This is a genomic window from Enhydrobacter aerosaccus (assembly GCF_900167455.1).
GTDB classification, from domain to species: domain Bacteria; phylum Pseudomonadota; class Alphaproteobacteria; order Reyranellales; family Reyranellaceae; genus Reyranella; species Reyranella aerosaccus.
In genome coordinates this window covers 1-24,356 of record NZ_FUWJ01000012.1, presented here as the reverse complement: position 1 = coordinate 24,356, position 24,356 = coordinate 1, and the positions used below count along the sequence as shown (strand labels likewise).

Below are 24,356 nucleotides of genomic sequence, written 5' to 3'. Positions count from 1 at the left end.
ATCACGGGCCTTGCCGAGTCACTCGATGGTGAGGGGTCGCTTTGCAGAACGATCTAGGCGGCTGCTGACGCCGCCTTCACGTTCACCGGATGGATCGACCGGAAACTGATCGCCAGCCGGTTCCAGGTGTTGATTGTCGTGACGAGGAGGGTGAGCTTGACCAGCTCCTCCTCAGAGAACTGGGAGCGGGCCTGCTCATAGACCTCGTCGGGGACATGGGTTTGGCTGACGAGCGTGACCGCCTCGGTCCAGGCGAGCGCCGCTCGCTCGCGATCGGTGAACAGCGGCGACTCCCGCCAGGCATCGAGCAGGTAGATGCGCTCCTCGTTTTCACCCTTGGCGCGCGCGTCCCGGGTATGCATATGCAGACAGAAGGCACAGCCATTGATCTGCGAGGCGCGGATCTTCACCAGCTCGATCAGGCCGGGCTCGAGACCGCTGTTGGCGACCTGGCCTTCCAGGGCCATCAGCGCCTTCATCATCCCGGGAGCCGCCTGATAAGGGTTCAGTCTCGGTTTCATGCTCGCCTCCGTTCGATCAATGCGCGCCGCCCGCACTCATCTGTCCGGGCTTCTTGAGCAGCAGAGCGGCAATCAAGGCGGCGGCCAGGGCGACACCCAGCAGGTAGAAGGTGTCGGCGAAGGCCATGGTGAAGGCCTGCTGCTGCACCCGCCGACCGATGGCCACCACGGCATTATGCCAGGCCAGCGCCGGATCGATCGTCCCGTGGGACAGGAAATATCGAACCAGCTGGTCGATGCGATGACGTGTCGCCTCGTCGAACACTGAGACCGACTGGCTCAGCACGTTGGAATGGAACTGCTCGCGCTTGGTCAGGAAGGTCTGCAGCAGGGCAATGCCGATCGCGCCGCCCAGGTTGCGCATCATATTGAAAAGAGCGGAGGCCGATCCTGCCTGCTCCCGTTCGATGCCGGCAGTCGCGACCGCGGACAGCGGCGTCATCACCAGCGCCTGCCCCACAGCGCGCACGATATTGGGCCACATCAGCTGGTCGGCTGCGGTGTCGGCCGTCATCCAGATGTTCATGAAGTTGCTGGCGGCGAACAAGGCAAAGCCCGCCGCGATCACAAGTCGGGCGTCGAAGCGCCTCATCAGCCGCGGTACCAGGGGGATCAGCACGAGCTGCGGCAGGCCGGTCCACGCCAGCACCATGCCGATCTGCTCGGCATTGTAGCCCTGGATGCGCGCGAGATAGACGGGGAGGATATAGACCGAACCGTAGAGCGCGATGCCCAGGAGAAAATTGGCCATCATGCCGAAGCCGAAATTCCGTCGGAGCAGCAGCTTGAGGTTCAGGAGCGGTCGCGGGCTGCGCAGCTCGATCCAGATGAAGAGCGTCAGCGCGACGGCGGCAACGACAGAGAGGCGCAGGATGAAGGGCGAGCCGAACCAGTCGTCCTTGTTGCCCTCTTCCAGCACGGTCTGCAGCGCACTGAGCCCGATCGCCATGGTGGCGATGCCAGGCCAGTCGCCTTGACGCAGAAGGCCGAGCTGCATCGGCGCCGCATCGAGCGAGAACCAGAGCATCAGCAGCATCACCGCGCCGGGCACGAGGTTGACGTAGAAGATGTACTGCCAGCCCCAGTTCTCGGTCAGATAGCCGCCGATGGTCGGACCGATGGCCGGAGCAAAGGTGGCGGAGAGGGCGAACAGCGCCAGGCCGATCGGCTGCTTCGCCGGCGGCAGCAGGGTGATGATCAGGGTGAAGGCCATCGGGATCAGCACGCCGCCGCTGAAACCCTGAAAGGCGCGCAGCACGATCATCTGCTCGAGATTGTGGGCGAAGGCGCAGGCAACGGAGAAGGCGAGGAACAGCGCCGCATTCACCAGCAGGTAGATCCGCACCGAGAAGACGCGCGCCAGCCAGGCGCTAAGGGGAATGACCACGATCTCGGCCACCAGATAGGCGGTAGAGATCCAGCCGCCATCGTCGATGCCAGCGCCGATCGCGCCCTGGATATCGGCAAGCGAGGCATTGACGATCTGGATGTTCAGCACCGCCATGAAGGCGCCGAGCGCCGCGCCCATCACGGCGATCCAGGTCTTGGCCGGGAGGCTGGGCGTTGCGGCAGGCACGGTTACGGCGACGGCGGTCATGGCGTCCTCCGTTCTGGAGTCCCGGAAATCAGCGCGCTGCGGCGACGTCCGTCGCGCCGCGCGTGTCGATCGTCGGTTCGACCGACATGCCCGGTCGCAACAGGCCGGTCAGATTGTCGTCGTCGAGGGCGATCTTCACCGGGATGCGCTGCACGATCTTGGTGAAGTTGCCGGTCGCGTTGTCGGGCGGCAGCAGCGAGAATTCGAGGCCGCTGGCCGGCGACAGGCTGTCGACGTGACCCTTCAGGATCACACCGGGAAAAGTGTCGATCTCGACCTCGACCGGCTGCCCCGGCCGGACCTGTGTGAGCTGTGTCTCCTTGTAGTTGGCGACGATATAGACAGCGTGCAGGGGCACGACCGCCATCAGTGCCGAGCCGGCCTGTACGAACTGCCCAACCCGAAGCGAGCGGGCGCCGACGGTGCCGTCGACCGGTGCCACGATCGAGGTATAGGAGAGATTGAGCTCGGCCTGGTGCTGGTTCGCCAGGCTGCGATCGCGCGTCGCTTCGGCCCGGGCGCGATCGGATGTGAGCACGTCGATCTTGCGCTGGGCGACGAGAAGGGCGGCGCGGTTGTGCTGCAGTTGTGCGGTCTTTTCCTTGAGGGCCGTCTCGGCCTGCTCCGCCCGCTGCACCGTGCCGTAGCCGGTCTTGACCAGGTTGCTGTAGCGCACGTTGTCGGCCTGGGCGTAGCTGAGCGACGCCTGCGCCGAAGCGATGTCGGCCTTCTGCTGATCGATGACGGATTGCTGCTGGGCGATCTGCGCATCGAGGTTGCGCAATGCCGCTTCCGCCCCCTCGACGTCGGCCTTGGCCTGATCGAGCGCGACGCGGAAATCGCGATCGTCGATGCGGGCCAGGATCTGGCCCGCCTTCACCTTCTGATTGTCCTGGACCAGAACCTCAGTGATGTAGCCGGAGATCTTGGGCGCGACCGTCGTATAGTCGGCCTGCACGTAGGCATTGTCGGTCGACTGCTGGTACTGGCCGACCGTCCAGTAGTCATAGCCGCGGTCGGCGCCGAGGCCGAGGGCCGCCAGCAGCGCGACGCCGAGGGCGGACCGCTTGAGCATCTTCTTGGACGGAAGGACGGGCGTCGCGCGAAGGGCGAGGCCCGAAAAGGCGGCATCGGAAAGCAGCGACATGGGGTACTCCGGATTACTGGTCGCCTAGATGGGTCCGATGGACGCGATTGATAATTCTTCCTATCTTGAATGGATTATTCCGACCTGGTTGATAATCGGCATGGCGCAATGGACCGTCTCACCAGCCTGAGTGTGTTCGTACAAGTCGCTGAGTCAGCGGGATTTTCGGCTGCTGCACGACGCCTGAACATGTCCACGACGGCCGTGAGTAACCATATTCAGGCGCTGGAAAATCATCTCGGTGCGCGGCTGCTGAACCGCACCACGCGACGGGTCAGCCTGACCGACGTCGGCCGCACCTACTACGAGCACTGCCGTCGCATCCTGGCCGAGCTGGAAGAGGCCGACCAGGCGGCCGGTCTGCTGCAATCCACGGTGCGCGGCACGCTGCGGCTCTATATCGGGGTGCACATGGTGCCCTTTCTGGCGCCCGTGGTGCTCGAATTCCTGCAGCGCCATCCGGAAGCCTCGATCGATCTCAACACCGGCGAGCGCGAGGTCGATATCGTCGATGAAGGACTCGATCTTGCCATCCGTGCGGTGCAGCCCGCCGACGGTCACATTGTCCTCCGCAAGCTGGCCAGCTGGCATCACATCCTGTGTTGTGCGCCGTCCTATATCGAGCGGCATGGCATGCCGCACCGGCTCGAGGATCTGGCGCAGCACAATTGCCTGCGCTTTGCGCTCTACCCGTTCGGCGACGAATGGCAGTTCATCGGACCGGGAGAGACGCAGGTCTCGGTCAAGGTCACCGGCAATCTGTTCACCAACAACGCCGCCACCATGTTGCAGGCGGCGCGGGCCGGGCACGGCATCATCCTGGCCGCCAGCTTTCTCGGCCTGGCCGACGAGGTGCGCAGCGGACAGCTCGTGCGGCTCTTGCCGGATCACCGGCCGATCGACTTCGCCATCAACGCGACCTATCCGACGCGGCACCATCTCTCGAGCAAGGTGCGGGCTTTCCTCGATCTCGCCGCCGAGCACATCGCCCGCCATCGAGGGGAACTGGGTTTCGACTGATCCGACCGGTCGACGTCATGCAGCCGGCGTGACAGCGCCCCGGCATTACGACTTCTTGTTCAACACGCCGAAGCGATCCTTCGGCGCCTTCTCGCGCGCCGCGGCGCCGTAGGTGCCGAGTTCGATTCTGTGCGGGATGGTGAGCATGTAGTTCTTGAACGCGCCCTCCATCGCCTCGCGCCAGCCCTGCGCATTCTGGGTTTCATTGACCGAGGCCTTGGCGAATTTCAGCGCGAAGGGATCGCGTTCGGCGATCCGCTGCGCCAGTGCCATGGTCTCCGTCTCCAGTTCGGCCCGGGGCACGACGCGGTTCACCAGGCCGGCTCTTTCGGCCTCGGTTGCGGTGATGAAGTCGCCGGTGAAGAGATATTCCTTCGCCTTGCGCGGCCCGAGATCCCAAGGCATCGAGAAATACTGCACGTGGGCGCCACCCCACTTCACGGCACGGTCGGCGAACAGCGCATCGTCGCTGGCGATAATGAGGTCGCAGGCCGAGGCGATCATCATGCCGCCCATGATGCAATAGCCCTGGACCTGGGCGATGGTGGGCTTGGGCAGGTCGCGCCAGCGCATCGTGTTCTCGAAGAAGCGTTCCCACAGACGGCGATACTCGCCCTTGAAGCCAGGCTCGAGCGCCGTCTTCTTCTGGTCCTCCATCTCCTGCGGGCTGCCGAGATCGTGTCCAGCGGAGAAGTGCTTGCCGGCGCCGGCCAGGATAATGACGCGCACGGTATCGTCGTCGACCGCCCGTTGGAAAGCCCGGTCCAGTTCTTCGAGCAGGATCCGGCTCTGCGCGTTCAGGACTTCCGGCCGGTTGGTGGTGATCTTGAGGACCGACCCCGTCTGCTCGGTCAGCAGCGTCTCATAGGCGGTCATGCGGCGGCCCGCAGTTCCGGTGCGAGGCCGGCCCCCATCAGATCGATGAAGTTGTCGCAATAGAAGCGCTGCTTCTGCGCCTCGCTGATGCCGGCATGATCCATCGACGCCTCGAAGCGCTTGATCGGATGGCGCCCGCCCTCGACATGCGGATAGTCGGACGAGAACAGGCACACCTCGTCGCCGGTGTTGGCGATGATCCAGCCGGTGTCCTCGTGCGGGTAGGGGGTGACGCGCACCTGGCGCTTCACGTACTCGCTGGGCTTGAGCGACATCTTCTGCAGCCGCTCTTCGTTCTTGTAGAAGGCGTTGTGGGCCGAATCCATGTTGCGCATCCAGCCCGGCACCCAGGACGCGCCCTGCTCGATGACGCCGAACTTGAGGCGCGGGAAGCGGTCGAGCACGCGATCGACGATCAGCGCCGTCATCGCCTTCATGGGCGGATAGGCGATCGCCATGTAGTCGATCGACTTGAAATTGTCGTCGCCGCCATGGAAGTCCGGCACCGGCGGCAGGCCATTGTTGAAGTAGGCGTCTTCCAGGAGCTTCCCGCCGCCGCCGACATGGAACACGATCGGCAGGCCGGCCTCCTGTGCGAGCGCCCACAGCGGATCGAAGCCGATGTGACTGGGAGAGTGGCTGTCGGGACAGCGCGACGGAATCATCAGCGCCTTGGCGCCAAGCTCGATCGCCTCGCGCGCGGCCCGCGCGGTGCGTTCGAAGTCGAGCAGCGGGATGTAGCCCGTGGGCAGCAGCCGGCGGTCGACGGCGCAGAACTCGACCATGTGCCGCGTATGGGCGCGGGCCACGGCATAGGCGAGATCGAGGTCGCGGCCGCTCTCGAGCACGGTCGAATAATTCAGCAAGGCCGTCGTGAACATGAGCTGGCTGGCGAAGCCCAGCAGGTCGATCGAGCGCGGGCGATCCTGTCGGCGATAGGAGCCCAGCGCATCCCAGTTCTTGGCGAGCATGATGCGGGTGTCGTCGAATGCATCGGCGCCGGCATCGCCGCGATGGGCGTCCGTCAGATGGCTGTGAAAGCCGTCACGGCGCGGAAAGAGGACTGCGTCGGTGACGATGGCCCTGTATTTCGCCTCGAGGTGATTCTCGAGAAAGCCGGGCACTTCCATGATATGGGCATCGGCGTCGTGAATGACGCGCCCGCTTGCGTAGGGCATGTTCCCTCCAGTGTCTTTATAGCGTTTTGCCGGAGCGTAGCATGCCCCCCGATATTTCCCACGCCGTCGAAGCCCTGCTGGCGGCGCGCCGTTCCGGCACGCAGATCGTGCCTCCCTTCGCCCTGTCCGACCGTGACGCGATCTTCGCCATCCAGGACGGTGTCGCGGCCGCGACCGGCCCTGTCTCGGGCTGGAAGGTCGGCGCGCGCACGCCGACCGCCGAGCCCAATCCCGCGCCTCTGCTCGCCGGCGCATTGGTCGCCTCACCGGCGACGTTCGACGGCAACGCAATGCACATGATCGGCGTGGAGATCGAGATCTCGTTCCATATTGTCCGCGACATCCCCGCGCGCAGTGAGCGGGTGGAGCGTGAGGAGGCGCTGGCGGCGGTCGGCGACGCGTTTGTCGGCATGGAAGTGGTGGATACCCGCCTGGCCGAGTTCCAGAAGACTGCCCCCGAATGGCTTCTCGCCGACAACCAGATGAATGAGGCCCTGGTGATCGGTGACAGCATCAGGAATTGGCGCACGCTCGACTGGCCGAACCTGCAGGTGAGGCTGGAGATCGACGGCAAGGTCGAGGTCGACCAGAAGGGCGGCCTCGGCGCCGTCGATCCGGTACGGCCGCTCGTCTGGATGATCGATCATGCTGTGCGTTTGCGCGGTGGCATCCGAAGCGGACAGGCCATCACCACCGGCTCCTGGACCGGGCTGCGCTACTACCCGCCGGGCACTGTGGCGCGCGGCGAGTTCGTCGGGCTCGGCGCCGTCGAAGCGCGCTTCTGACAGTTCGGCTCGCACCGTAACGAAGGCCGGTTCCAGGGCGGCAGGGTCCGCCCATGCAACAACCCTTCTTCGGCTGGCGCGTCGTCGCCGGCGTCTTCGTTCTCGCCGTCTTCGGCTGGGGACTCGGCTTCTACGGTCCACCGGTTTTCCTGCACGCGGTGCAGGAGGCGCGGGGATGGCCGGTGGTGCTGGTCTCGACCGCCGTTACCGTCCACTTCTTGATCGGCGCGATCGTGGTCGCGAATCTGCCGGCGCTCTATCGGCACTTCGGCATTCCCGCCATCACACGGGCCGGCGCCTTGTCGCTGGCGGGAGGTGTCCTGGGTTGGGCGCTGGCGCGCGAACCGTGGCAGCTCATGCTCGCCACCGTCTTCAGCGGCGGCGGCTGGGTGGCCATGGGAGCCGCGGCGGTCAACGCGATCATCGCCCCCTGGTTCGTGAAGAAGCGGCCGGCGGCACTCTCCATGGCCTATAACGGCGCCAGCATCGGCGGCGTGCTGTTCTCGCCGCTGTGGGTCGTGGCCATCGCCGTGCTTGGCTTTCCGATTGCTGCCCTTGCCATCGGCATCGTTACCGTCGTGACGATCTGGCTACTGACGGACCGCCTGTTCAGCCGGACGCCCGAGAGCATGGGCCAGTCCGCCGATGGCCTGTCGCCTGAACCGGCGCCTGTTGCCGCCGTGGCCCGCGACAATGCGAGCCTGTGGCGCGATCCGAAATTCCTCACGCTCGCGGCTGCCATGGCGCTCGGCCTGTTCGCCCAGATCGGGTTGATCGCGCATCTCTTTTCGCTAATCGCGCCGGTGCTGGGCGAGGAGACGGCGGGCCTCGTGATGGGGGCGGCGACGGCGGCCGCGATCGGCGGCCGTTCCCTGGTCGGCTGGGCGATGCCGGCCGGTACCGACCGCCGTCTGGTTGCCTGCTTGAGCCACCTTGTGCAGATCGCGGGCTCGGTGGCGCTGATCTTCTCCGCCGGGCAGGACGTTGCGCTGCTGATTGTCGGCGTCCTGCTGTTCGGCGCCGGCATCGGCAATACGACGTCGCTGCCGCCGCTCATCGCCCAGGTGGAATTCAGCCGCGAGCAGGTGGCGCGTGTCGTGCCCCTGATTGTCGCCATCGGCCAGGGAACCTATGCCTTCGCGCCCGCCACCTTCGGCGCGCTGCGGGACCTGGCCGGCGACGGTGGCACCCCGGTCTATGTCGGGGCTGCGATCATCCAGCTTGCTGCCGTCGCCCTGTTCCTGGCCGGTCGAGCCGCCGCGACAACGCCCAGTCGCATCGGCTCCGCCTGACGTCTATCGGCTCAATAATAAAAGACCGGATCCACGACGTAGGGGCCCCACGGGTACCAGTTCCAGCTCGCGTTATCGAGATCCTGCGCCGCCATCGCCTGTTCGTCGGCCAGCCGCTTGTCGAACACGGCCTTGCGATAGTTCGTATAGGCCTGTGCGTTGCCGACATAGAGGCAGCCGCAGACGGTCGGATCCGGGTAGATATAGATGATCTTGTCGCCCTTGATCTGCTTCAGGAACTTGTGCGGCGGAAGCTGCTGGAACAGGGCCAGCCGCTCCGGCGTGTTCACGGGCACGAAGCGGAAGCCCGACGCCACCATCATGTCTTCCTTGTTCGCCACGTTGGCGCGGTGATCGCAGGCGCCGAGAGCGACCACCAGGCCGACGGCCGACAATACACGCAACACACTTGTCATCATCGACCACTCCACTTCGGGGCCCGCTTTTCGAGAAAGGCCGTCATGCCTTCGCGGAAATCGGCGCTACCATAAGTGTGCCGGACCAGGTCGTCGATGTTTTCGTCGGCGAGCTTCGCCTGCAGGCGGCGCAGCGCTTCCTTGGTCGTCTGCATCGTGATCGGCGCGTTGCCGGCGATGATGGTCGCGAGTTCCTGCGCCCGAGCCTGCAGCGCCGGGACATCGGCCAGCAGTTCGCTCACCAGCCCGACGTGAAGGGCCGTTTGCGCATCCATGAGCTTGGCGAGGAAGACCATCTCCTTGACGCGCTGCGGCCCGATCAGCGTGGCGAAGCGCGCGTAGTTGGACATTGACAGGCAATTGCCCAGAGTGCGCGCGATGGGAAAGCCGAACTGCGCCGTCGTCGTGGCGATCCGGAAGTCGCAGACGGCGGCGATCGTGGCGCCGCCGCCGGTGCAGAAGCCGGCGATCGCGGCGATGGTGGGCACGGCGCAGCGTTCGATGCTGCCCAGGATGCCGTCCATCTTGCGCTCGTAGGCGATGCCGTCCTCGCCGCTCTGGAACGACTTGAACTGGCCGATGTCGGTGCCGGCGGCGAAAGCCTTGTCGCCGGCGCCGGTGATCACCAGGACCTTGACTTCGTGCGTCGTGCCGACGCGGCTACAAATCTCGGCCAGGCCTTCATACATGGCGAAGGTCATGGCATTGCGGGCCTGCGGCCGGTTGAAGGTGATCCAGCCGATATCGCCGCGCTTGTCGTAGAGGAGTTCTTGGGTCATGTCCCTGGTCCGTGGAATGGCCCCCATCGTAAGCGAGGCGTCATGGCGTTGGAACGACTTCTCAAGGGCTTCGCGGATTTTCGTCTTGGCTATTATCGCGAGCATCTCGACCTGTTCGACAAGCTGGCGACCGAAGGCCAATCCCCCAAGATCCTGTTCATTGGCTGCTCCGATGCCCGGGTCGATCCGGGCATCATTACCCAGACGCGGCCCGGGGACATTTTCACCATCCGCAATGTTTCCGCGATGGTGCCGCCGGCGGAGCCCGACTTGCACTATCACGGCACGTCGGCGGCCATCGAGTTTGCCGTGCGGGCGCTCGAGGTCGAGCATGTCGTGGTCCTGGGGCATGCGCTGTGCGGCGGCATCGCCGCCCTGGTGGACGGTCGGTCGAGCGCCTATGCCGGTTACGACTATATTTCGACCTGGATGGCGGTGGCCCAGGAAGTGCGCGACGTCGCCGTGCGCCAGCTCGACGGCAAGCCGCGCGAACAGATCGCTCGCGTCGTCGAACAGGCGGCGGTGCTGAAGAGCGTCCAGAACCTGATGAGCTTCCCGTGGCTGGCCGAGCGCGTGGCCGCGGGCAAGCTCCGGCTGCACGCCTGGTGGTTCAATCTCGTCGAAGGGCAGCTCTACGCTTTCAATCCGGCCAGCACGGCGTTCGAGCCGGTGAAGGGCGTCGAGATCACCGCCACGATCGGCAAGGACACCGCCTTGTCGGCCGTCAGCCCGCAGCGCCTGATCGACAAGGCGTCGGGAAAGCCGGACTTCTAAGGCTTCTCCATCAGGAGAGCGACGAAGCGGCCGGACAGCCTGCCGGCAACTGCATTGTCACAGCTGAGCGTCGACAGCGCCTCGATGCGCGCGCGCTTGTGCCGCGTGAGCGTCCTGACGAACAGGGGCCAGGCGGCCGGGTCGGCCAATGTGGACGCGGCCATGAACGCACCCGTCATCGGACGGTCGTAGTCCATCCGGTTGGATTGGATCACGAGCTGACCGTGCAGACCCTCGGCCGTAAGCCGCAGGTGCAAGAGCGACCAGGCCGCGAGGATGGCCAGCGCCGACGCGCTGCCGCCGAACACCGTGCTCTTGTGATTGATGTTCGGCTCCAGCGGTGCACGCAGCACCACCTCGTCCTGGGAGGCGCTGACGACCGACACGCCCATGCTCGCGGAGAGCGGTATGTGCGCGTGCAGGTAGGCTTCGAGCGAGTGCATCGGCCAACCGGCTTTCGACGATGGATCGCAGGAGCGCGGGCAGGTCCGCGCTCCGCAGAGTCTAGCCGGCCAGCGACTGGATCGCCGCGTCGACGCCGCCGGGGCAGAACGGCACGCCGGCCGTCTTCATCGCCAGCTCGGTCGTGGCGAGGCAGCCCAGCAGCATGGGTTCGTTGAGATCGCCCATGTGGCCGATGCGGAACACCTTGCCCATCAGCGGCCCGAGTCCGCCGCCCAGCGACAGGTTGAAGCGCTCCAGCGCCGCCTTGCGCATGCCGTCTGAGCTGACACCCTCGGGCATCAACACCGTCGTCACGGAATTGGACAGGCGGTCGGGCGTCTGGCCGTACAGAGTCGGGCCCTTGCCATCGGCGCCCCAGGCGCGCACGGCGGCTCGCGTCGCCTCGGCAAGGCGGGCGTGACGCGCAAACACGGAATCGAGCCCTTCCTCCTCCAGCATCTTGAGAGACTCCTGGAGCCCGAAGAAGAAATGCACCGGCACGGTGCCGATGAAGCGCTGCGGCTTGCGCGCCTCCATAAGCTCCCAGCTGAAGTAGTATTTCGGCAGCTTCGACTTGCGCGACGCTTCCATCGCCTTGGCGCTGACGCCCGTGATCGCCATGCCGGTGGGCAGCATCAATCCCTTCTGGCTGCCGCCGATGGTGACGTCGATGCCCCAGGCATCCATCTTGTATTCCATGCTGCCGAGGGAGGAGATGGTGTCGGAGAGCAGCAGGGCCGGATGCTTGGCGTCGTCGAGGGCGCGGCGGATCTCCGGCAGCGGCAGGACGAGGCCGGTCGCGGTCTCGTTATGGACCGCGAGGATCGCCTTGATCTCGTGCGCCTTGTCCTGGGAGAGCCGCTCCGCGACCTTGGCGATGTCGACGCCCTTGCGCCAGTCGGCCGCCACGGTCTCGACCTTGATGCCGAGCGTCTCGGCCATCTCTTTCCAGCTCAGCGAGAAATAGCCGGTCTCCACCACCAGCACCGTATCGCCCGGTGAGAACAGGTTGGCGACGGCGGCCTCCCACGCACCATGTCCGGTCGAGGCATGGGCGAACAGCGTCTGGTCGGTCTTCAGGACGCGCTTCACACCAGCCATGCAAGCGCGCTGGATCTCCAGGAACTCCGGCGCCATGAAGTCCATCACCGGCCTGTCCATCGCCCGCAAAATGCGGTCGGGAATGTTGGTGGGGCCGGGATTATTGAAGAACTGACGTCCGCGCGGCTTGGTGTTCACTGAGGCGTTCACTGGCAGGCTCCGGTCTGCGAAAGACAGGGGACGATAGGACCGTGGCCCTTGGCGAAGCAAGCGAGGCTTGCGATGTTCGGGCATTAGTTACGTGAGGGCAAATGAGTACGCCGAAGAACGATTCGCAAGCAACCAACTCCGCCATTGTCGCCGATTACCGCGCCCGCACCGGCGGCTCCGCGGCGCTGTTCGAGCGCGCGCGCAAGGTTCTGCCCAGCGGCATTACCCATGATGCCCGCTATCTCGATCCCTATTCCATCCACGTCGGCAAGGCCAAGGGACCGCGCAAGTGGGATGTCGACGGCAACGAGTATGTCGATTACTTCGGTGGCCACGGCGCCATGCTGCTGGGCCATTCGCATCCCGCCGTCGTCGAGGCGGTACAGCGGCAGATGGAACTGGGAACGCACTACGGCTCCAGCCACGAACTCGAGGTGCGCTGGGCCGAGCTCGTGTGCGAGCTGACGCCGTGCGCGGAGAAGGTGCGCTTCACCGCGTCGGGCACCGAGGCCTCGCACATGGCGATCCGTCTCGCGCGCGCCCACACCGGCAAGGACAAGATCGTCCGCTTCCTCGGCCACTTCCACGGCTGGCACGACAACGTGACGGCCGGCGCTGGCGCCACCTACGACGGTGGCACGACGCCGGGCGTGCCGCAGGAGGTGAGCGCGCTGTCGATCATCATGCCGAGCAACGACGTCGCCGCAGTGGTGAAGCTGATCGAGGAGCGTGATGACATCGCCGCCGTGATGTTCGAGCCGTCGGGTGCCTCCTGGGGCCAGGTGCCGCTACCGCCGGGCTTCATCCAGGCGGTGCGTGACGCCACCGCGAAGAAGGGCGTCGTCATGCTGATGGACGAGGTCATCACCGGCTATCGCTGGTCGTCGGGTGGCGCCCAGAAGGCCTTCGGCATCACGCCGGACCTGTGCATCCAGGCCAAGATCGTGGCCGGCGGCCTGCCGGGCGGTGCCGTGTCCGGCAAGCGCGAGATCCTCGACCGCATCGATCACGCCGCGACGGCGGCCCGCAAGATCGAGCGCATCCTCCATCCCGGCACGTACAATGCCAATCCGCTGTCGGCCGCGGCCGCGGTGACGGCGCTGACGCTGCTGCGCGATGAGGATCTGGCGGAGAAGGCCAACAAGACGGCGGCCGAACTGCGCAAGGCGCTGACCGAGGTGCTGGTGCAGGAAGGCGTGCCGTGGGGCATCTACGGCCAGAGCTCGACCTTCCTGATCTATCCCAATCCCTACGGCGACCCGATCGATCCCGCCAGCTTCGATCCCCTGAAGGTGCCGATCGAGAAGCTCAAGGGCGCGCGCGGCGCGGGTCCGCTCACGGGCAAAATCCGCATGGGCCTGATGACCCACGGCGTCGACGTGATGGGCGCGCCGGGCGGTTTCGTCTCCGCCACGCATGGCGGCGCCGAGATCGAGAAGACGGTGCACGCCCTGCGCCAGACCGTGCGCGCCCTCAAGGCCGAGAAAGAAGTGAAGGCGGCTTAGGTCGGACGCGCGCAGTCCGCGCCTTCTTCATGTTCCTCTCCCCCTTGGGGGAGAGCCTAGGTGAGGGGGCTCGTTGCAACCGGACGTGCCTCACCCCCTCACCCCACCTCTCCCCCTAGCGGGGGCGAGGAGCATGAAAAGAGACGAGGGGTATGCGTCTGCGCGCTCATCTGCCCGGCAGTTGAAGAGGAAACGCAATGTACGGATTGACGAAGCCAGTACCGGCAACGGAATTCACGCGCATGCCGGACAAGTACCGCAAGCCGCGCCGCACCTCGTGGGGCGATGCCAATGCCGCGGGCATGGAACTCGATTCATTCCTCGAAGGGCCGAGCTTCGATCGTGCCGGCAATCTCTACGTCACCGACATCCCGTTCGGCCGCGTGTTCCGCATCAGCCCGGCCGGCGAGTGGACCTTGGTTACGGAATATGACGGTTGGCCGAACGGGCTCAAGATCCACAAGGACGGCCGCATCTTCATCACCGACTACAAGCGCGGAATCGTCCAGCTCGATCCGGATAGCGGCAAGGTCACGCCGGTGATCGATCATCGCGGCTCGGAGAGCTTCAAGGGCGTCAACGATCTGTTCTTCGCCGCCAACGGCGATCTCTATTTCACCGACCAGGGCCAGACGGGGCTGCATGATCCGACTGGCCGCGTCTATCGCTACGACGCGACGGGCAGGCTCACGCTGCTGGTCAACACGGTGCCGAGTCCGAACGGGCTCGTGATGAACAAGGCGGAGACCGTGCTCTATGTCGGCGTGACGCGCGGCAATGCCGTATGGCGCCTGCCGCTGATGGCGGACGGCACGGCAAGCAAGGTCGGGTTGTTCATCCAGATGAGCGGTGGTCATGCCGGACCGGACGGCATGGCACTCGATGCGGAGGGCGGGCTGCTCGTCGCCCATCCCAGCACGACGGTGTGGCGCTTCGATCATCTCGGTCGCCCGACCCATCATGTCGATGCGGGCGACGACATCTTCTGCACCAACATCGCCTTCAACGGCCATGACCTCTACCTCGTGGTGTCACGGTCCAGTGAAAAAGTGGCGGGAGGCACCATCCTGCGAGCCAGGATGCCGGTAGGCGGAAAGCCTATGTATTCACACGCCTGAGGGCGCGTTACGGTCCCCGCCAAGAACGATTGGGAGGGGATCGCATGATCAATGGACCGTTGACGCGTCGGCAGGCGCTGACCGTGCTTGCCGCTGGAACCGTGGCTGCGCCGGCCGTGCTGCGGGCGCAGTCGCCGACGACCTGGATCGTCTACACCTATGTTCCGGCCGCGACGTTGGCGCCGGCTCGGGTAATGGCCGAGATCGTCGAGCGCGTGGCCAAGGAAACCAACGGGCAGCTCCAGCTCAAATATCATCTCGGCGGCGCGCTCACCATCAAGGGCACCGATATCACCACCGCCGTCGGCGACAACGTCATCCAGATGGGCGACGACGGCATGCAGCAGGGCAATGTGCCGGTCACCGGTATCCTGAGGCTGCCGATGTTGCTGACCACGCCACAGGAATTCGACAAGGCTCTGGCCGTGATGAAGCCCTATGTCGACAAGGGCTACGACAAGCTCGGCGCGACGGTGCTCGCAACCTACTACTATCCACTGCAGTTCGCGTGGTCGACGAAGAAGCTCACGGGCCTCGACGACTTCAAGGGTCAGAAGATCCGGGCGACTTCGCCGGAGCAGATCGAGTTCCTCAAGCGCTTCGGCGCGAGCGGCCTTACCGTCAGCGCGGCGGAAGTGCCCTCGGCGCTCGAACGCGGCGTCGTCGATGGCGTGCTGACGGCGCATTCCGGCGGTGGCCGCACCTGGCACGACCTGCTGAAATACACCTACGATCTCGGCATCAATTTCTTCGAGGCCAACCTCGTGGTGAACAAGGAGGCCTACGCCAAGCTGCCGCCGCCGCAGCGCGACGCCCTCACCAAGGCGGTGGTCGACCTCGCGCCCCAGATGACCAAGCTGCTGTTCGAGGACGAGGAAACCGAGAAAGCCAAGCGCAAGGCCGAAGGCATGATCCAGACCGCGGCGACGCCGGACGACTACAAGCGCGGCGCCAAGGCGATGGAAGACTATTGGGACGCCTGGGCCAAGCGACACGGCGCCCAGGCGCAAGAGGCGTTGAAGAAGGTCCGCGACGCGGTAGGTCGTTGATGAGCGCAGGGTCCGACGGCCGTCCGTTCGACTGGCTTGAACGGGCGAGCCTGTGGCTGGCGTCGCTCTGCATGATCGCCATGACCCTCCTGATGCTGACCGAGATCGTCCTGCGGGGAGTCTTCGACAGCACCACCGATAATTCGGACGAACTCGTCGGCTACCTGCTGGTGGGCGTGTCCTTCCTCAGCCTGGCGCTGTGCCAGTCGCGCGGCGCCTTCCATCGTGTCGAGATCGTTCAGATGCGCCTCGGCGCGCGCGGCAGGGCCGTTTCCGCGCTGATCTTCGACCTGCTGTCCTTTGCCTATATCGCGCTGACCGACTGGTACTTCATCCAGTTCGTCATGAGCTCCTACAGGCGCGAGGCGGTCGCGAGCACGCCGCTCGCGACACCCCTCTGGATCCCCGAGATGGTGATGATCCTCGGGGCCAGCATGCTGCTGCTCGTGCTGGCCAGGGCGATTCTCAACGACCTGCGAGGACTGGCAACATGAGTGCAGGTCTTGAAGTCGCGATCGTCCTGGTCGTGTTCCTGGGCCTGTTGGCAGCGGGTATGGCCATTCCCTTCGCCATCGGCGTACCGGCGATCGTCTACCTTCTGCTGCATGGCGGGGTGCCGGCGCTGAAGGGTATTGGGCTCATGAGCTGGGGCTCGATGAACAACTTCGCGCTCACCGCCATTCCGCTGTTCATCCTGATGGCCGAGATCATGCAGCATTCGGGATTGAGCTTCAGGATCTATCGGGGGCTCGGCAAACTCGTCTGCGTGGTCCCGGGCGGGTTGCTGCAGACGAACATCGCCGGCTGTGCGCTGTTCGCCGCGATTTCCGGTTCCTCGGTCGCCACGGCGGCGGCCATCGGCTCGGTGGCGCTGCCGCAACTGGTGCAGCGCGGCTATGATCGGCCGCTGGCGGCGGGATCGCTGGCGGCCGGCGGCACACTGGGCATCCTGATCCCGCCGTCGATCGCCATGATCGTCTACGGAACCTTCACCGAGACGTCGGTATCCAAGCTGTTCATGGCCGGGATCGTTCCGGGCCTGCTGCTGACCGCGTTGTTCATGGCCTATGTGCTGGTCAAGGCGCTGCTCAAGCCGGAGATCGCCCCGCGCGAAACCGGACCGCGCACCTTCAAGGAGTTCATGTCCGCCGTCAGCGATCTCGTCCCTTTCGCCGTGGTCATCGGCGGCACCATGGGGAGCCTCTATTTCGGCTGGGTAACGCCGACGGAGGCAGCGGCTGTGGGCTGCGCCGCCGCCTTCGTCGTCTCGGCCATCTGGGGGCATCTCGGCTGGAAGGAGCTGCGGGCCGCGATGGTGTCCGCGATCATGACCAGCGGCAATATCCTGCTGATCGTCTACACTGCCTTCGTCTTCTCCTATGCCATCAGCGTCGCGGGCGTGGGCGAGTCGCTGACGGCCTGGATGGTGGCGTTGAAGCTGTCGCGGCTGGAGTTCTTCCTGGCCCTGTTCGTGCTCTACACCGTCCTCGGCTGTCTGGTGGAAAGCCTCGGCATGATCGTCGTCACGGTGCCGCTCCTCTATCCGGTGCTGCTGAAATACGGCATCGATCCGGTATGGTTCGGGATCATCCTGGTCCTGTTCATCGAGCTCGGCCAGATCTCTCCCCCCATCGGCATCAACCTGTTCGTGATCCAGAGCATCTGGAACGGCAAGCTGTCGGAAGTGGTCTACGGCACCATCCCGTTCCACCTGATCATGTTCGTCCTGCTGGTGCTGCTGGTCTTCTGGCCCGAGATCGCCCTCTGGCTGCCGCAACACATGAAGACGGGCTAACGCGGGCCCTTGCCGATATGCGCAACGGCCTCGATCTCGACCCGGATCTCCGGCGCGGCGAGAGCGCTCACCTCGACCAAGGTCGAGGCGGGGAAATTGCCGCTGAAGAACTCGCGGCGGGCCTGCCAGACCTTCACGTTGTTTGCGATGTCGGTGACGAACACGGTGATCTTCACGATGAACCTTATGCCGAATGCTGCAAATGACCATGGATCATGCGCCTGCCTCTCGCGAGGAGGATCGGCATAATCCTAGCTTAAGCAGGAGGCATCCGGTAAAGCCCGCAGCTGCGCTACTCCGCGTCCGATGACCGCCTGAGCATGAGTATTGGTCTTGTGGATCTGTGGTCTCGATGAAGTTGGGGCGTTTCGATGTTGACGTCGGTGAGCGCAATCACCCATCACTCCCTCGTCTCCAAGAACACCAAACCCTGCCCGCAGTGGCAACTAGGGCCCGTACAGCCGAAGGCACTCCTGCCCCGGTGCGAGCGAACGCTTAAAGCGGCTTCCTAAGGAAAACGCGTTGATACCCGGCCTGCTCACCTCGACCTGTCTCCTGCCATCCTAGGGCAAGGTACATTGCGAGGTTCTCCGTCATTGTCACATGAGTATAGAGGCGGAGCTCGCTGTACCCGCGCCTCGAAGCCTCTATCTCCGCGAATCGCATCAAGGCCCGACCGATGCCACGCCCGTGGCGCGCCGGGTCAACTGCAACGTTATCAAGTAGAAGATGATCGTCTTCTGGCAGGAGCACGATAAGACCAGCTACCGTCCCATTGAATTCGATAACCCAAGCCGTATGATTGCGGATGTGGACGGAGTAGTCGTCCAGCATTGGACCAGGAGCCTTGCCAATCCTGTCGATGTATTTCGTGTAGGCGTCCATGACGATTCGCGTCATAGCATCTAGGTCAGACATGCCGGCTGGACGGACGATATCCGCCATGGTGAGCCTCGTCACATTGTTAGCAGTCAAGTGAAGAACCTCGCTCTGTGGCGCCGTACGGACCGCGTCCGTCAAAGGGGTTCGGACGAACTTGCCAGTGGCGATGCTTCTGCATGGCTGTCTCGAGAGGGAAAGGCGAGTGAAACGCGCGAAGCCCGGGGAGCTGCAGCGGTTCGGAAGCGCAAGCCGAGGTCTGTGCGGCGCGAGCTTCGTCCGAAAGAATCGCGCTTCATCCGAGGGGGGAACTGTCCGAGGAAAGCCGCTGAAGTCGACGCACCGCGTCCATATTGAAGGAGAAGCCCCAGCCAGGCCGGTCGGGGGCAATCGCGCGGCCCTCGCCATCCAGCTCGATTCTTTCCGAATATATCGGTTCGAACCAGGGCATGTGCTCCAGGATATACGCGTTGGGCGCGGCGGCGAGTAGGGAGAGGCTCATTTCGCTGAACAAGTGCGAGGACAGCTTCACCTCAAAGGCTGCGGCGACATGGCTCGCACGGATGAACTCGGTCGGTCCGCCCATGCGCTGCAGATCTGGCATCAGCACGTCGGCCGACTTCATCTGCAACATCGTCAACATCCCGCGGCTGGTGTACTCGGTCTCGCCGCTGGCGATCGGCGTATCGAGGGCAGCGGCGATCTCGGCCTCGCCCGCGTGGTTCCAGTACCGGACGGGCTCCTCGAACCAATCGAGGCCGTACTCTTCCAGCGCGCGGCCGAGCCGGATCGCCTCGGGTACACTGAGCGACTGGTTAGCGTCGGCCATAAGCTTGACGTCGGGGCCGATGGCATCGCGGACGGCGCGGATCCGTTCGACGTTCCATGCGACCGGGCGGGAACCGACGCGCATCTTTATCGCCCGGAAACCGCGAGCGAGGAAGTCGGCCGCTTCGCGCTGCAACTCGTCGATGGAGGACGAGAGCCAGAGTCCGCCGCTCGCGTAAGTCGGCACGGCGGTCGCGGCGGCACCTATCAGGCGGGAGACATTGAGGCCTGCAGCGCGGCCGCGCAGGTCCCACAGCGCGCAGTCCACGCCGGCAAGGCCCGCGACGCTCATGCCGGCATGGCCGAAGAAGCCGATATCCGCCCATGCGCGTTTGTAAAAAGATGGCGCCATTGTCGGGTCGAGGCCGATCAGGAGCGGCTCGAACGAACGGACCATGTCGCGCAGGATTTCGAGGCGGTTGCCGTTGATGGCGAAACACAGGCCCTCGCCGGTGACGCCCTGGTCGGTGTCGATGAACACCAGAACCGCGTCGGTCGAGCGAATTTCAAGGGTTGCCGACCATATTGGACGCGGCAGCGGCAGACGCACGATTTCGGTGCGCAGTGCGATGATCTTCACGCTCACTCTCCATTCAAGCACGCGTGGCAGTCGGCTCAGAGGTCTGATGACGCGACACACCCCAAAAAGGTCCGAGCAAATTTTCATGCCCAAGCAAATCCGACGGATGCACGGCCATCGCTCGTTCACGACCAAAGGGCTCTGCCTACTATAATGATGGCAGGCGTGATATAAATGAACCTCGATATCATTGATCTCTGAGTTCAATCTAAATGATACCAGCGGCGGTAGACTTGGACCTTCTTCGAGCCTTCGTGGCCGCGTGCCGTATCGGAAATCTCAGCCGTGCGGCGGAAGCGACCGGGCGGACTCAATCGGCTATGAGCATGCAGATGCGTCGGCTGGAGGGTCTGCTAGGAAAGAAGCTGCTTCGCCGCACTGGGCGGGGGGTGCTCCCGACTGCAGAGGGCGAGGTTTTCCTTGGCTATGCGTCGCGCATCCTGACCTTGGGAGACGAAGCGGCGGCGCGACTCCGCCAGATTCCTCTCGCGGGTACGGTTACAATCGGTCTTCCCGAAGAGGTGGCTCTCGCCTCTCTCCCCTCTGCGCTTGGACAGTTCCACCGTATCCATCCTGATGTCAGCCTGGACATCATCGTCGACAACACCGCTGCCATCGGACCGCTGTGGCAGCAGGGACGCCTCGACATCATGATCGCCAACCCGTCCGGCGTACCGGACGACGCGGTGGCGAGTTGGAGCGTCGAACTTCAGTGGGTCTGCGGGCTCGATCATGCCCCGGACACCGCGCGGCCGCTCGACTTGGTGGTTTTCCCAGAACCTTGCACTTGGCGACGGCGCATGTTTGAGATACTCGCCGAAGCAGGCGTGGACCATCGCATCGCCTTTACCAGCCCGAGCGTAGCTGCGGTGCAAGCGGCAGTAGAGAATGGCCTTGGCATCGCCCTCCTGACGCCAGAGTGCATCCGCGTGCCACTCATGCGGGTTCTGCCTCGTTCCCAAACGATGCCGCCGCCGGTAATCGTCCAATACGGGCTTTATGCCCGCGCGACCAGAACGCCTGCAGTCGACGAAGCGATCCGCGCCCTGATGAGTGGACTGCGCTGACACGCTTTGAGGAAGATCACGTCAATCCGGGATCACCTTCGCTGGTACGGAGCCCACTTGTTGCTCGACGGCATCCTTCTGCCCGGGCCCCTCTGAACCGTGCCGAGTTGCTGTGTGGAGCGGTACTAAGCTGCGGTCCGGCATTCTTTGTCGTTCTTAACGACGTAATCCTTGGTGCTCCAAAAACCTGGGAGCGCGACAACGGACACATATGACCAATCTACCACCCTCGATCAATACTGTGAGTCCTTCGAGCAAAGCCTTGCATCAAAGAACTATAAGCCCTGGACGCCTAGGAATTATCGCTGCCTACTTCGACGCTTCGCCAGATTGATCGAGGCTGGGGCGTTGTGCCGTCGGCACTCACGCCAGATCTCGCCAATGCACTGGACCGGCAAGCTGTCGGAGGTGGTCTACGGCACCATCCCGTTCCACCTGATCATGTTCGTGCTGCTGGTGCTGCTGGTGCTGCTGGTCTTCTGGCCCGAAATCGCGCTCTGGCTGCCGCAACACATGAAGAGCGGCTAGCGTGGGCCCTTGCCGATATGCGCAACGGCCTCGATCTCGACCCGGATCTCCGGCGCCGCGAGAGCGCTCACCTCGACCAGGGTCGAGGCGGGGAAATTGCCGCTGAAGAACTCGCGGCGAGCCTGCCAGACCTTCACGTTGTTTGCGATGTCGGTGACGAAGACCGTGATCTTCACGATGTCGGACATCATGCCGCCCGCCGCCTCGATCAGCCCCTTGATCTTGGTGAAGATCACCTTGGCTTGCGCATATTCGTCCATGCCCGCCAACACCTTGGGGTCTTCGCCGCGCGCGGTCATGCCGGAGACATAGGCGATGCCGTCGACGACGAGGCAGTTGGACCAGCGCTCCGGCGGCGGCTCGGGAGCGGCGGGCGAGGTGACGCGGCGGATTGTCATCGGCTTTTCCTCCTCTTTCGTTTTCGTGGCGATATAGTCGCCGCATGAGTTCCCTTTTTCACGCTCTTTTCGAACCGCGGCGCATCGCGCTGATCGGTGCCTCCGCCGACGAGAAGAAGACGACGTCGCGCCCGCAGCGCTTCCTGGCAAAGCATGGCTTCACGGGCGAGATCCTGCCGGTCAATCCGGGCCGTACGGAGATTCTCGGCCTTCGGTCGTACAAGAACCTCGATGCCATCGAGGGCGAGATCGACCATGCGTATATCCTGCTGAACGGCAAGGATGCGGTCGAGGCGCTGGCCGCTTGCGGACGCCGCGGCGTGAAGGTCGCGTCGATTCTCGCCGGTGGCTTCGCGGATGCCGGCGCCGCTGGTGCGTCGCTACAGGACGAGCTGGTGCGGATCGTGCGCGAGACCGGCATCCGGCTTGTCGGTCCCAACAGCATCGGCACGGTCAGCACCGATCCGCCGATCGCGCTGACCGCCAATGCCGCCTTCGCCGTCGACAGGTTGAGGACCGGCGATTGGGCGCTGGTGAGTCAGAGCGGCAGCCTGATCGGTGCGCTGCTGTCGCGGGCGGATGCGCGCGGCATCGGCTTCTCGCGGCTGATCTCCGTCGGTAACGAGGTCGATCTTGCGGTTGGCGAGGTCACCGACCTGCTGGTCGACGATCCGAAGACGAAGGCGATCCTGCTGTTCATGGAAACGCTGCGCGACGGCCCGCGACTGGCGCGCGCGGCGCGACGGGCGCATGCCGCCGGCAAGCCGGTGATCGCCTACAAGCTCGGCCGCTCCGAGATCGGCCAGGAACTGGCGAAGTCGCATACTGGCGCGATCGCCGGCTCCGACGCCACCTTCGATGCCTTCTGCCGTCGCCATGGCATCGCGCGCGTGTCGATGTTCGAATCGCTGCTCGACGTACCGGCGCTGCTGGTCGGGCGGCCGCGGCCGACCGGTCGGCGCGTGGCGGTTGCCACGACGACCGGCGGCGGCGCGGCGATGGTGGTCGACAACATGGCCGTCGCGGGTCTCGACATCGCGGGACCGCCGCGCGATCTCGTGGATTGGCTCAAGCCGCTCGGCATCGCCGCCGGCGAGGGCAAGCTGGTCGACCTCACGCTGGCCGGGGCCAAGCCGGAGATCGTCGCCGGCACGATCGAGCGGTTGCTGGCGGACGAGGCCAACGATGCGGTGATCTTCGTCGTCGGGTCGTCGGCGCAGTTCAATCCCGAATTGGCGGTCGAGCCGCTGCTGCGCTTCGCCGGCGCGGCCAAGCCGTTTGCCGTCTCGCTCACGCCCGCGGCCGACAAGTCGCTGGCGCTGCTGACGGCGGCCGGCGTTCCGGCCTTCCGTCATCCTGAGTCCTGCGCCGAGGCGATGGCGCTCTGCCTGCTGCGGCCGACCCCGCAGGCCGAGCCGAAGCTGGATCCGCCGACGCCCGCGGCCTTGGCGGCGCTGGAAGCCGGCCGTGCCTCGGGCTTCGATGAACGTCGAGCCGCCGCGCTCTTTGCCGCCATCGGCGTGACCACGGCCAAGGCCCTGGCGGTGCCGGATGCGCGGCGCATTCCGGCCGCGGTGGCCGAGGTGGGCGCGCCGGTGGCGCTGAAGATCCTGTCGGCCGATGTGCCGCACAAGACCGAGGCGGGCGGCGTGGCGCTGGGATTGCCCGACGGGCAGACGGCGGCGCTGGCGGCGCGCGAGATCGAGAAGCGCGTGAAGCGGCATGTCCCCGGAGCCCGGCTCGAAGGTTTCCTGGTGCAGAAAATGGAGCGCGGTCTCGCCGAGGTGATCCTGGGCTTTCGCCGCGATCCCCTGGTCGGGCCGACCGTGACGGTCGGGCTGGGCGGCGTGCTGGCCGAAATCTACAAGGATGCCGCCACGCGCATCGCACCGGTCGACGAAGCCGAAGCGCGGGCGATGATCGAGGAGGTGAAGGGCCTCGCCACGATCCGCGGCTATCGCAACCTGCCGCGCGGCGACGTGGCGGCCTTGGCGCAGGCCATCGCCGCTTTCTCGCGCCTGGCGCATGACGACTTCGCCGATGTCGCCGAAGCGGAAATCAATCCGCTCCTGGTCAAGCCCGAGGGCGAAGGCGTGGTCGCCGTCGACGGCCTGGTCCTGCTGTCGCGCCGCTGAACACTACGAGGCAACCCCGATCGCGGCTTCAGGATCTTTTTCGGTACACCAGCCCATGCCTTGCCCCCCTCACCCCACCTCTCCCCCTTCGGGGGCGAGGAGTCCGAAAGACTGCCTTCGCTCTCCTCATGTTCCTCGCCCCCGAAGGGGGAGAGCGACTGTCTTTTGTGTCAAGCGCTTTGCCATGGACGTCGCTCCCTGAGGACAGCGTTTAAGATGGTGAGGAGCTTTCGCATGCAGGCGGTCAAGGCCAGCTTGGCGGGTTTTCCGGCGGCGCGCAGGCGTCGGTAGAAGTCGACGATGACGGGATTGCGCCGAGTGGCGACCAGTGTGGCCATATACAGGGCGGTCCGCACGTTTGCGCGGCCGCCGAGGATGGTGCGGCGCCCGCGTA

At 64.9% G+C, this 24,356-nt stretch carries 25 protein-coding genes and 1 pseudogene; 12 read left to right on the top strand and 14 right to left on the bottom strand.

Annotation, left to right across the window (positions count from 1 at the left end; genetic code table 11):
• Positions 1-53: 53 nt before the first annotated feature.
• The 3 genes from B5D62_RS27540 to B5D62_RS27530 are packed head-to-tail and all read right to left on the bottom strand — an operon-like array spanning position 54 to position 3,265.
• Complete coding sequence (locus tag B5D62_RS27540) at positions 54-521, bottom strand: carboxymuconolactone decarboxylase family protein (RefSeq protein ID WP_085937281.1); 468 nt, start codon at positions 519-521, stop codon at positions 54-56.
• 16 nt (positions 522-537) lie between these two features.
• Positions 538-2,118: an MDR family MFS transporter gene (locus B5D62_RS27535; RefSeq protein WP_085937280.1), complete on the bottom strand. Its 1,581-nt coding sequence runs from the start codon at positions 2,116-2,118 to the stop codon at positions 538-540.
• 28 nt (positions 2,119-2,146) lie between these two features.
• The gene (locus tag B5D62_RS27530; RefSeq protein ID WP_085937279.1) at positions 2,147-3,265 is read right to left on the bottom strand and encodes an HlyD family secretion protein; all 1,119 of its coding nucleotides are present in this window, start codon (positions 3,263-3,265) and stop codon (positions 2,147-2,149) included.
• 108 nt (positions 3,266-3,373) lie between these two features.
• Between B5D62_RS27530 and B5D62_RS27525 the strand changes: the two genes are divergently transcribed.
• Positions 3,374-4,285, top strand: coding sequence for a LysR family transcriptional regulator (locus tag B5D62_RS27525; protein ID WP_085937394.1), 912 nt, complete (start codon positions 3,374-3,376; stop codon positions 4,283-4,285).
• A 45-nt stretch (positions 4,286-4,330) separates the two neighbouring features.
• Here the strand turns inward: B5D62_RS27525 and B5D62_RS27520 are convergent, their stop codons facing one another.
• Entirely contained in the window at positions 4,331-5,161 is an 831-nt protein-coding gene (locus tag B5D62_RS27520) for an enoyl-CoA hydratase (RefSeq protein ID WP_085937278.1), read from the bottom strand.
• On the bottom strand, positions 5,158-6,339 hold the full coding sequence (locus B5D62_RS27515) for an amidohydrolase family protein (RefSeq protein WP_085937277.1): 1,182 nt from the start codon (positions 6,337-6,339) through the stop codon (positions 5,158-5,160). The genes B5D62_RS27520 and B5D62_RS27515 overlap by 4 nt, the downstream gene beginning before the upstream one ends.
• Before the next feature lie 41 nt (positions 6,340-6,380).
• Here B5D62_RS27515 and B5D62_RS27510 point away from each other — a divergent pair, with 41 nt between their 5' ends.
• Complete coding sequence (locus B5D62_RS27510; RefSeq protein WP_085937276.1) at positions 6,381-7,124, top strand: 2-keto-4-pentenoate hydratase; 744 nt, start codon at positions 6,381-6,383, stop codon at positions 7,122-7,124.
• Between the two features lie 53 nt (positions 7,125-7,177).
• Positions 7,178-8,416, top strand: a complete 1,239-nt coding sequence (locus tag B5D62_RS27505; RefSeq protein ID WP_085937275.1) for an MFS transporter — start codon at positions 7,178-7,180, stop codon at positions 8,414-8,416.
• Between the two features lie 11 nt (positions 8,417-8,427).
• Here the strand turns inward: B5D62_RS27505 and B5D62_RS27500 are convergent, their stop codons facing one another.
• Both B5D62_RS27500 and B5D62_RS27495 read right to left on the bottom strand, forming a co-directional pair.
• On the bottom strand, positions 8,428-8,835 hold the full coding sequence (locus B5D62_RS27500) for a hypothetical protein (protein WP_085937274.1): 408 nt from the start codon (positions 8,833-8,835) through the stop codon (positions 8,428-8,430).
• Complete coding sequence (locus B5D62_RS27495; protein ID WP_218191352.1) at positions 8,832-9,611, bottom strand: enoyl-CoA hydratase/isomerase family protein; 780 nt, start codon at positions 9,609-9,611, stop codon at positions 8,832-8,834. Before B5D62_RS27495 ends, B5D62_RS27500 begins: the two co-directional genes overlap by 4 nt.
• 42 nt (positions 9,612-9,653) lie before the next feature.
• Here B5D62_RS27495 and B5D62_RS27490 point away from each other — a divergent pair, with 42 nt between their 5' ends.
• Positions 9,654-10,385: a carbonic anhydrase gene (locus B5D62_RS27490; RefSeq protein ID WP_085937272.1), complete on the top strand. Its 732-nt coding sequence runs from the start codon at positions 9,654-9,656 to the stop codon at positions 10,383-10,385.
• Here the strand turns inward: B5D62_RS27490 and B5D62_RS27485 are convergent.
• Both B5D62_RS27485 and B5D62_RS27480 read right to left on the bottom strand, forming a co-directional pair.
• On the bottom strand, positions 10,382-10,828 hold the full coding sequence (locus tag B5D62_RS27485) for a YiiD C-terminal domain-containing protein (RefSeq protein ID WP_085937271.1): 447 nt from the start codon (positions 10,826-10,828) through the stop codon (positions 10,382-10,384). The two genes, B5D62_RS27490 and B5D62_RS27485, sit on opposite strands and share 4 nt — an antisense overlap.
• A gap of 61 nt (positions 10,829-10,889) precedes the next feature.
• A complete protein-coding gene (locus tag B5D62_RS27480; RefSeq protein WP_231714961.1) occupies positions 10,890-12,080 on the bottom strand; it encodes a pyridoxal-phosphate-dependent aminotransferase family protein in 1,191 nt (396 codons plus the stop codon).
• A 101-nt stretch (positions 12,081-12,181) separates the two neighbouring features.
• Here B5D62_RS27480 and B5D62_RS27475 point away from each other — a divergent pair, with 101 nt between their 5' ends.
• From B5D62_RS27475 to B5D62_RS27455, 5 genes are all read left to right on the top strand, one after another.
• Entirely contained in the window at positions 12,182-13,585 is a 1,404-nt protein-coding gene (locus B5D62_RS27475; protein WP_085937269.1) for an aspartate aminotransferase family protein, read from the top strand.
• A gap of 197 nt (positions 13,586-13,782) precedes the next feature.
• Entirely contained in the window at positions 13,783-14,703 is a 921-nt protein-coding gene (locus B5D62_RS27470; protein WP_085937268.1) for an SMP-30/gluconolactonase/LRE family protein, read from the top strand.
• 44 nt (positions 14,704-14,747) lie between these two features.
• The gene (gene dctP, locus B5D62_RS27465) at positions 14,748-15,752 is read left to right on the top strand and encodes a TRAP transporter substrate-binding protein DctP (protein ID WP_085937267.1); all 1,005 of its coding nucleotides are present in this window, start codon (positions 14,748-14,750) and stop codon (positions 15,750-15,752) included.
• A complete protein-coding gene (locus B5D62_RS27460) occupies positions 15,752-16,246 on the top strand; it encodes a TRAP transporter small permease (protein ID WP_085937266.1) in 495 nt (164 codons plus the stop codon). The genes dctP and B5D62_RS27460 overlap by 1 nt, the downstream gene beginning before the upstream one ends.
• Positions 16,243-17,547, top strand: a complete 1,305-nt coding sequence (locus B5D62_RS27455) for a TRAP transporter large permease (RefSeq protein WP_085937265.1) — start codon at positions 16,243-16,245, stop codon at positions 17,545-17,547. Before B5D62_RS27460 ends, B5D62_RS27455 begins: the two co-directional genes overlap by 4 nt.
• Here B5D62_RS27455 and B5D62_RS27450 read toward each other — a convergent pair.
• From B5D62_RS27450 to B5D62_RS27440, 3 genes are all read right to left on the bottom strand, one after another.
• Entirely contained in the window at positions 17,544-17,723 is a 180-nt protein-coding gene (locus B5D62_RS27450; protein ID WP_218191351.1) for a RidA family protein, read from the bottom strand. The two genes, B5D62_RS27455 and B5D62_RS27450, sit on opposite strands and share 4 nt — an antisense overlap.
• A gap of 319 nt (positions 17,724-18,042) precedes the next feature.
• Positions 18,043-18,492: a GNAT family N-acetyltransferase gene (locus B5D62_RS33115; RefSeq protein WP_139374119.1), complete on the bottom strand. Its 450-nt coding sequence runs from the start codon at positions 18,490-18,492 to the stop codon at positions 18,043-18,045.
• Positions 18,493-18,721: 229 nt separating this feature from the next.
• Positions 18,722-19,834: a mandelate racemase/muconate lactonizing enzyme family protein gene (locus tag B5D62_RS27440; protein ID WP_170921170.1), complete on the bottom strand. Its 1,113-nt coding sequence runs from the start codon at positions 19,832-19,834 to the stop codon at positions 18,722-18,724.
• A gap of 212 nt (positions 19,835-20,046) precedes the next feature.
• Here B5D62_RS27440 and B5D62_RS27435 point away from each other — a divergent pair, with 212 nt between their 5' ends.
• Both B5D62_RS27435 and B5D62_RS33535 read left to right on the top strand, forming a co-directional pair.
• Positions 20,047-20,901, top strand: a complete 855-nt coding sequence (locus B5D62_RS27435) for a LysR substrate-binding domain-containing protein (RefSeq protein ID WP_085937261.1) — start codon at positions 20,047-20,049, stop codon at positions 20,899-20,901.
• 381 nt (positions 20,902-21,282) lie between these two features.
• Positions 21,283-21,429, top strand: coding sequence for a hypothetical protein (locus tag B5D62_RS33535; protein ID WP_170921169.1), 147 nt, complete (start codon positions 21,283-21,285; stop codon positions 21,427-21,429).
• On the opposite strand, the gene B5D62_RS27430 is transcribed toward B5D62_RS33535, so the two are convergent.
• Positions 21,426-21,827 (bottom strand): RidA family protein, encoded by a 402-nt coding sequence (locus B5D62_RS27430; protein ID WP_085937260.1) that lies wholly within the window; start codon positions 21,825-21,827, stop codon positions 21,426-21,428. The two genes, B5D62_RS33535 and B5D62_RS27430, sit on opposite strands and share 4 nt — an antisense overlap.
• 44 nt (positions 21,828-21,871) lie before the next feature.
• On the opposite strand from B5D62_RS27430, the gene B5D62_RS27425 reads away from it, so the two are divergent.
• Positions 21,872-23,962, top strand: coding sequence for an acetate--CoA ligase family protein (locus B5D62_RS27425; protein WP_085937259.1), 2,091 nt, complete (start codon positions 21,872-21,874; stop codon positions 23,960-23,962).
• Positions 23,963-24,132: 170 nt separating this feature from the next.
• Here B5D62_RS27425 and B5D62_RS33860 read toward each other — a convergent pair.
• A pseudogene (locus B5D62_RS33860) lies at positions 24,133-24,356 on the bottom strand (IS110 family transposase); the annotation flags it as partial.

Coding starts and splice junctions, on each gene's coding strand:
- B5D62_RS27540 (WP_085937281.1), bottom strand. CDS start 521: ATGAAACCGAGACTGAACCCTTATCAGGCGGCTCCCGGGATGATGAAG.
- B5D62_RS27535 (WP_085937280.1), bottom strand. CDS start 2,118: ATGACCGCCGTCGCCGTAACCGTGCCTGCCGCAACGCCCAGCCTCCCG.
- B5D62_RS27530 (WP_085937279.1), bottom strand. CDS start 3,265: ATGTCGCTGCTTTCCGATGCCGCCTTTTCGGGCCTCGCCCTTCGCGCG.
- B5D62_RS27525 (WP_085937394.1), top strand. CDS start 3,374: ATGGACCGTCTCACCAGCCTGAGTGTGTTCGTACAAGTCGCTGAGTCA.
- B5D62_RS27520 (WP_085937278.1), bottom strand. CDS start 5,161: ATGACCGCCTATGAGACGCTGCTGACCGAGCAGACGGGGTCGGTCCTC.
- B5D62_RS27515 (WP_085937277.1), bottom strand. CDS start 6,339: ATGCCCTACGCAAGCGGGCGCGTCATTCACGACGCCGATGCCCATATC.
- B5D62_RS27510 (WP_085937276.1), top strand. CDS start 6,381: ATGCCCCCCGATATTTCCCACGCCGTCGAAGCCCTGCTGGCGGCGCGC.
- B5D62_RS27505 (WP_085937275.1), top strand. CDS start 7,178: ATGCAACAACCCTTCTTCGGCTGGCGCGTCGTCGCCGGCGTCTTCGTT.
- B5D62_RS27500 (WP_085937274.1), bottom strand. CDS start 8,835: ATGATGACAAGTGTGTTGCGTGTATTGTCGGCCGTCGGCCTGGTGGTC.
- B5D62_RS27495 (WP_218191352.1), bottom strand. CDS start 9,611: ATGACCCAAGAACTCCTCTACGACAAGCGCGGCGATATCGGCTGGATC.
- B5D62_RS27490 (WP_085937272.1), top strand. CDS start 9,654: ATGGCGTTGGAACGACTTCTCAAGGGCTTCGCGGATTTTCGTCTTGGC.
- B5D62_RS27485 (WP_085937271.1), bottom strand. CDS start 10,828: ATGCACTCGCTCGAAGCCTACCTGCACGCGCACATACCGCTCTCCGCG.
- B5D62_RS27475 (WP_085937269.1), top strand. CDS start 12,182: ATGAGTACGCCGAAGAACGATTCGCAAGCAACCAACTCCGCCATTGTC.
- B5D62_RS27470 (WP_085937268.1), top strand. CDS start 13,783: ATGTACGGATTGACGAAGCCAGTACCGGCAACGGAATTCACGCGCATG.
- dctP (WP_085937267.1), top strand. CDS start 14,748: ATGATCAATGGACCGTTGACGCGTCGGCAGGCGCTGACCGTGCTTGCC.
- B5D62_RS27460 (WP_085937266.1), top strand. CDS start 15,752: ATGAGCGCAGGGTCCGACGGCCGTCCGTTCGACTGGCTTGAACGGGCG.
- B5D62_RS27455 (WP_085937265.1), top strand. CDS start 16,243: ATGAGTGCAGGTCTTGAAGTCGCGATCGTCCTGGTCGTGTTCCTGGGC.
- B5D62_RS33115 (WP_139374119.1), bottom strand. CDS start 18,492: ATGGCGGATATCGTCCGTCCAGCCGGCATGTCTGACCTAGATGCTATG.
- B5D62_RS27435 (WP_085937261.1), top strand. CDS start 20,047: ATGATACCAGCGGCGGTAGACTTGGACCTTCTTCGAGCCTTCGTGGCC.
- B5D62_RS33535 (WP_170921169.1), top strand. CDS start 21,283: ATGCACTGGACCGGCAAGCTGTCGGAGGTGGTCTACGGCACCATCCCG.
- B5D62_RS27430 (WP_085937260.1), bottom strand. CDS start 21,827: ATGACAATCCGCCGCGTCACCTCGCCCGCCGCTCCCGAGCCGCCGCCG.
- B5D62_RS27425 (WP_085937259.1), top strand. CDS start 21,872: ATGAGTTCCCTTTTTCACGCTCTTTTCGAACCGCGGCGCATCGCGCTG.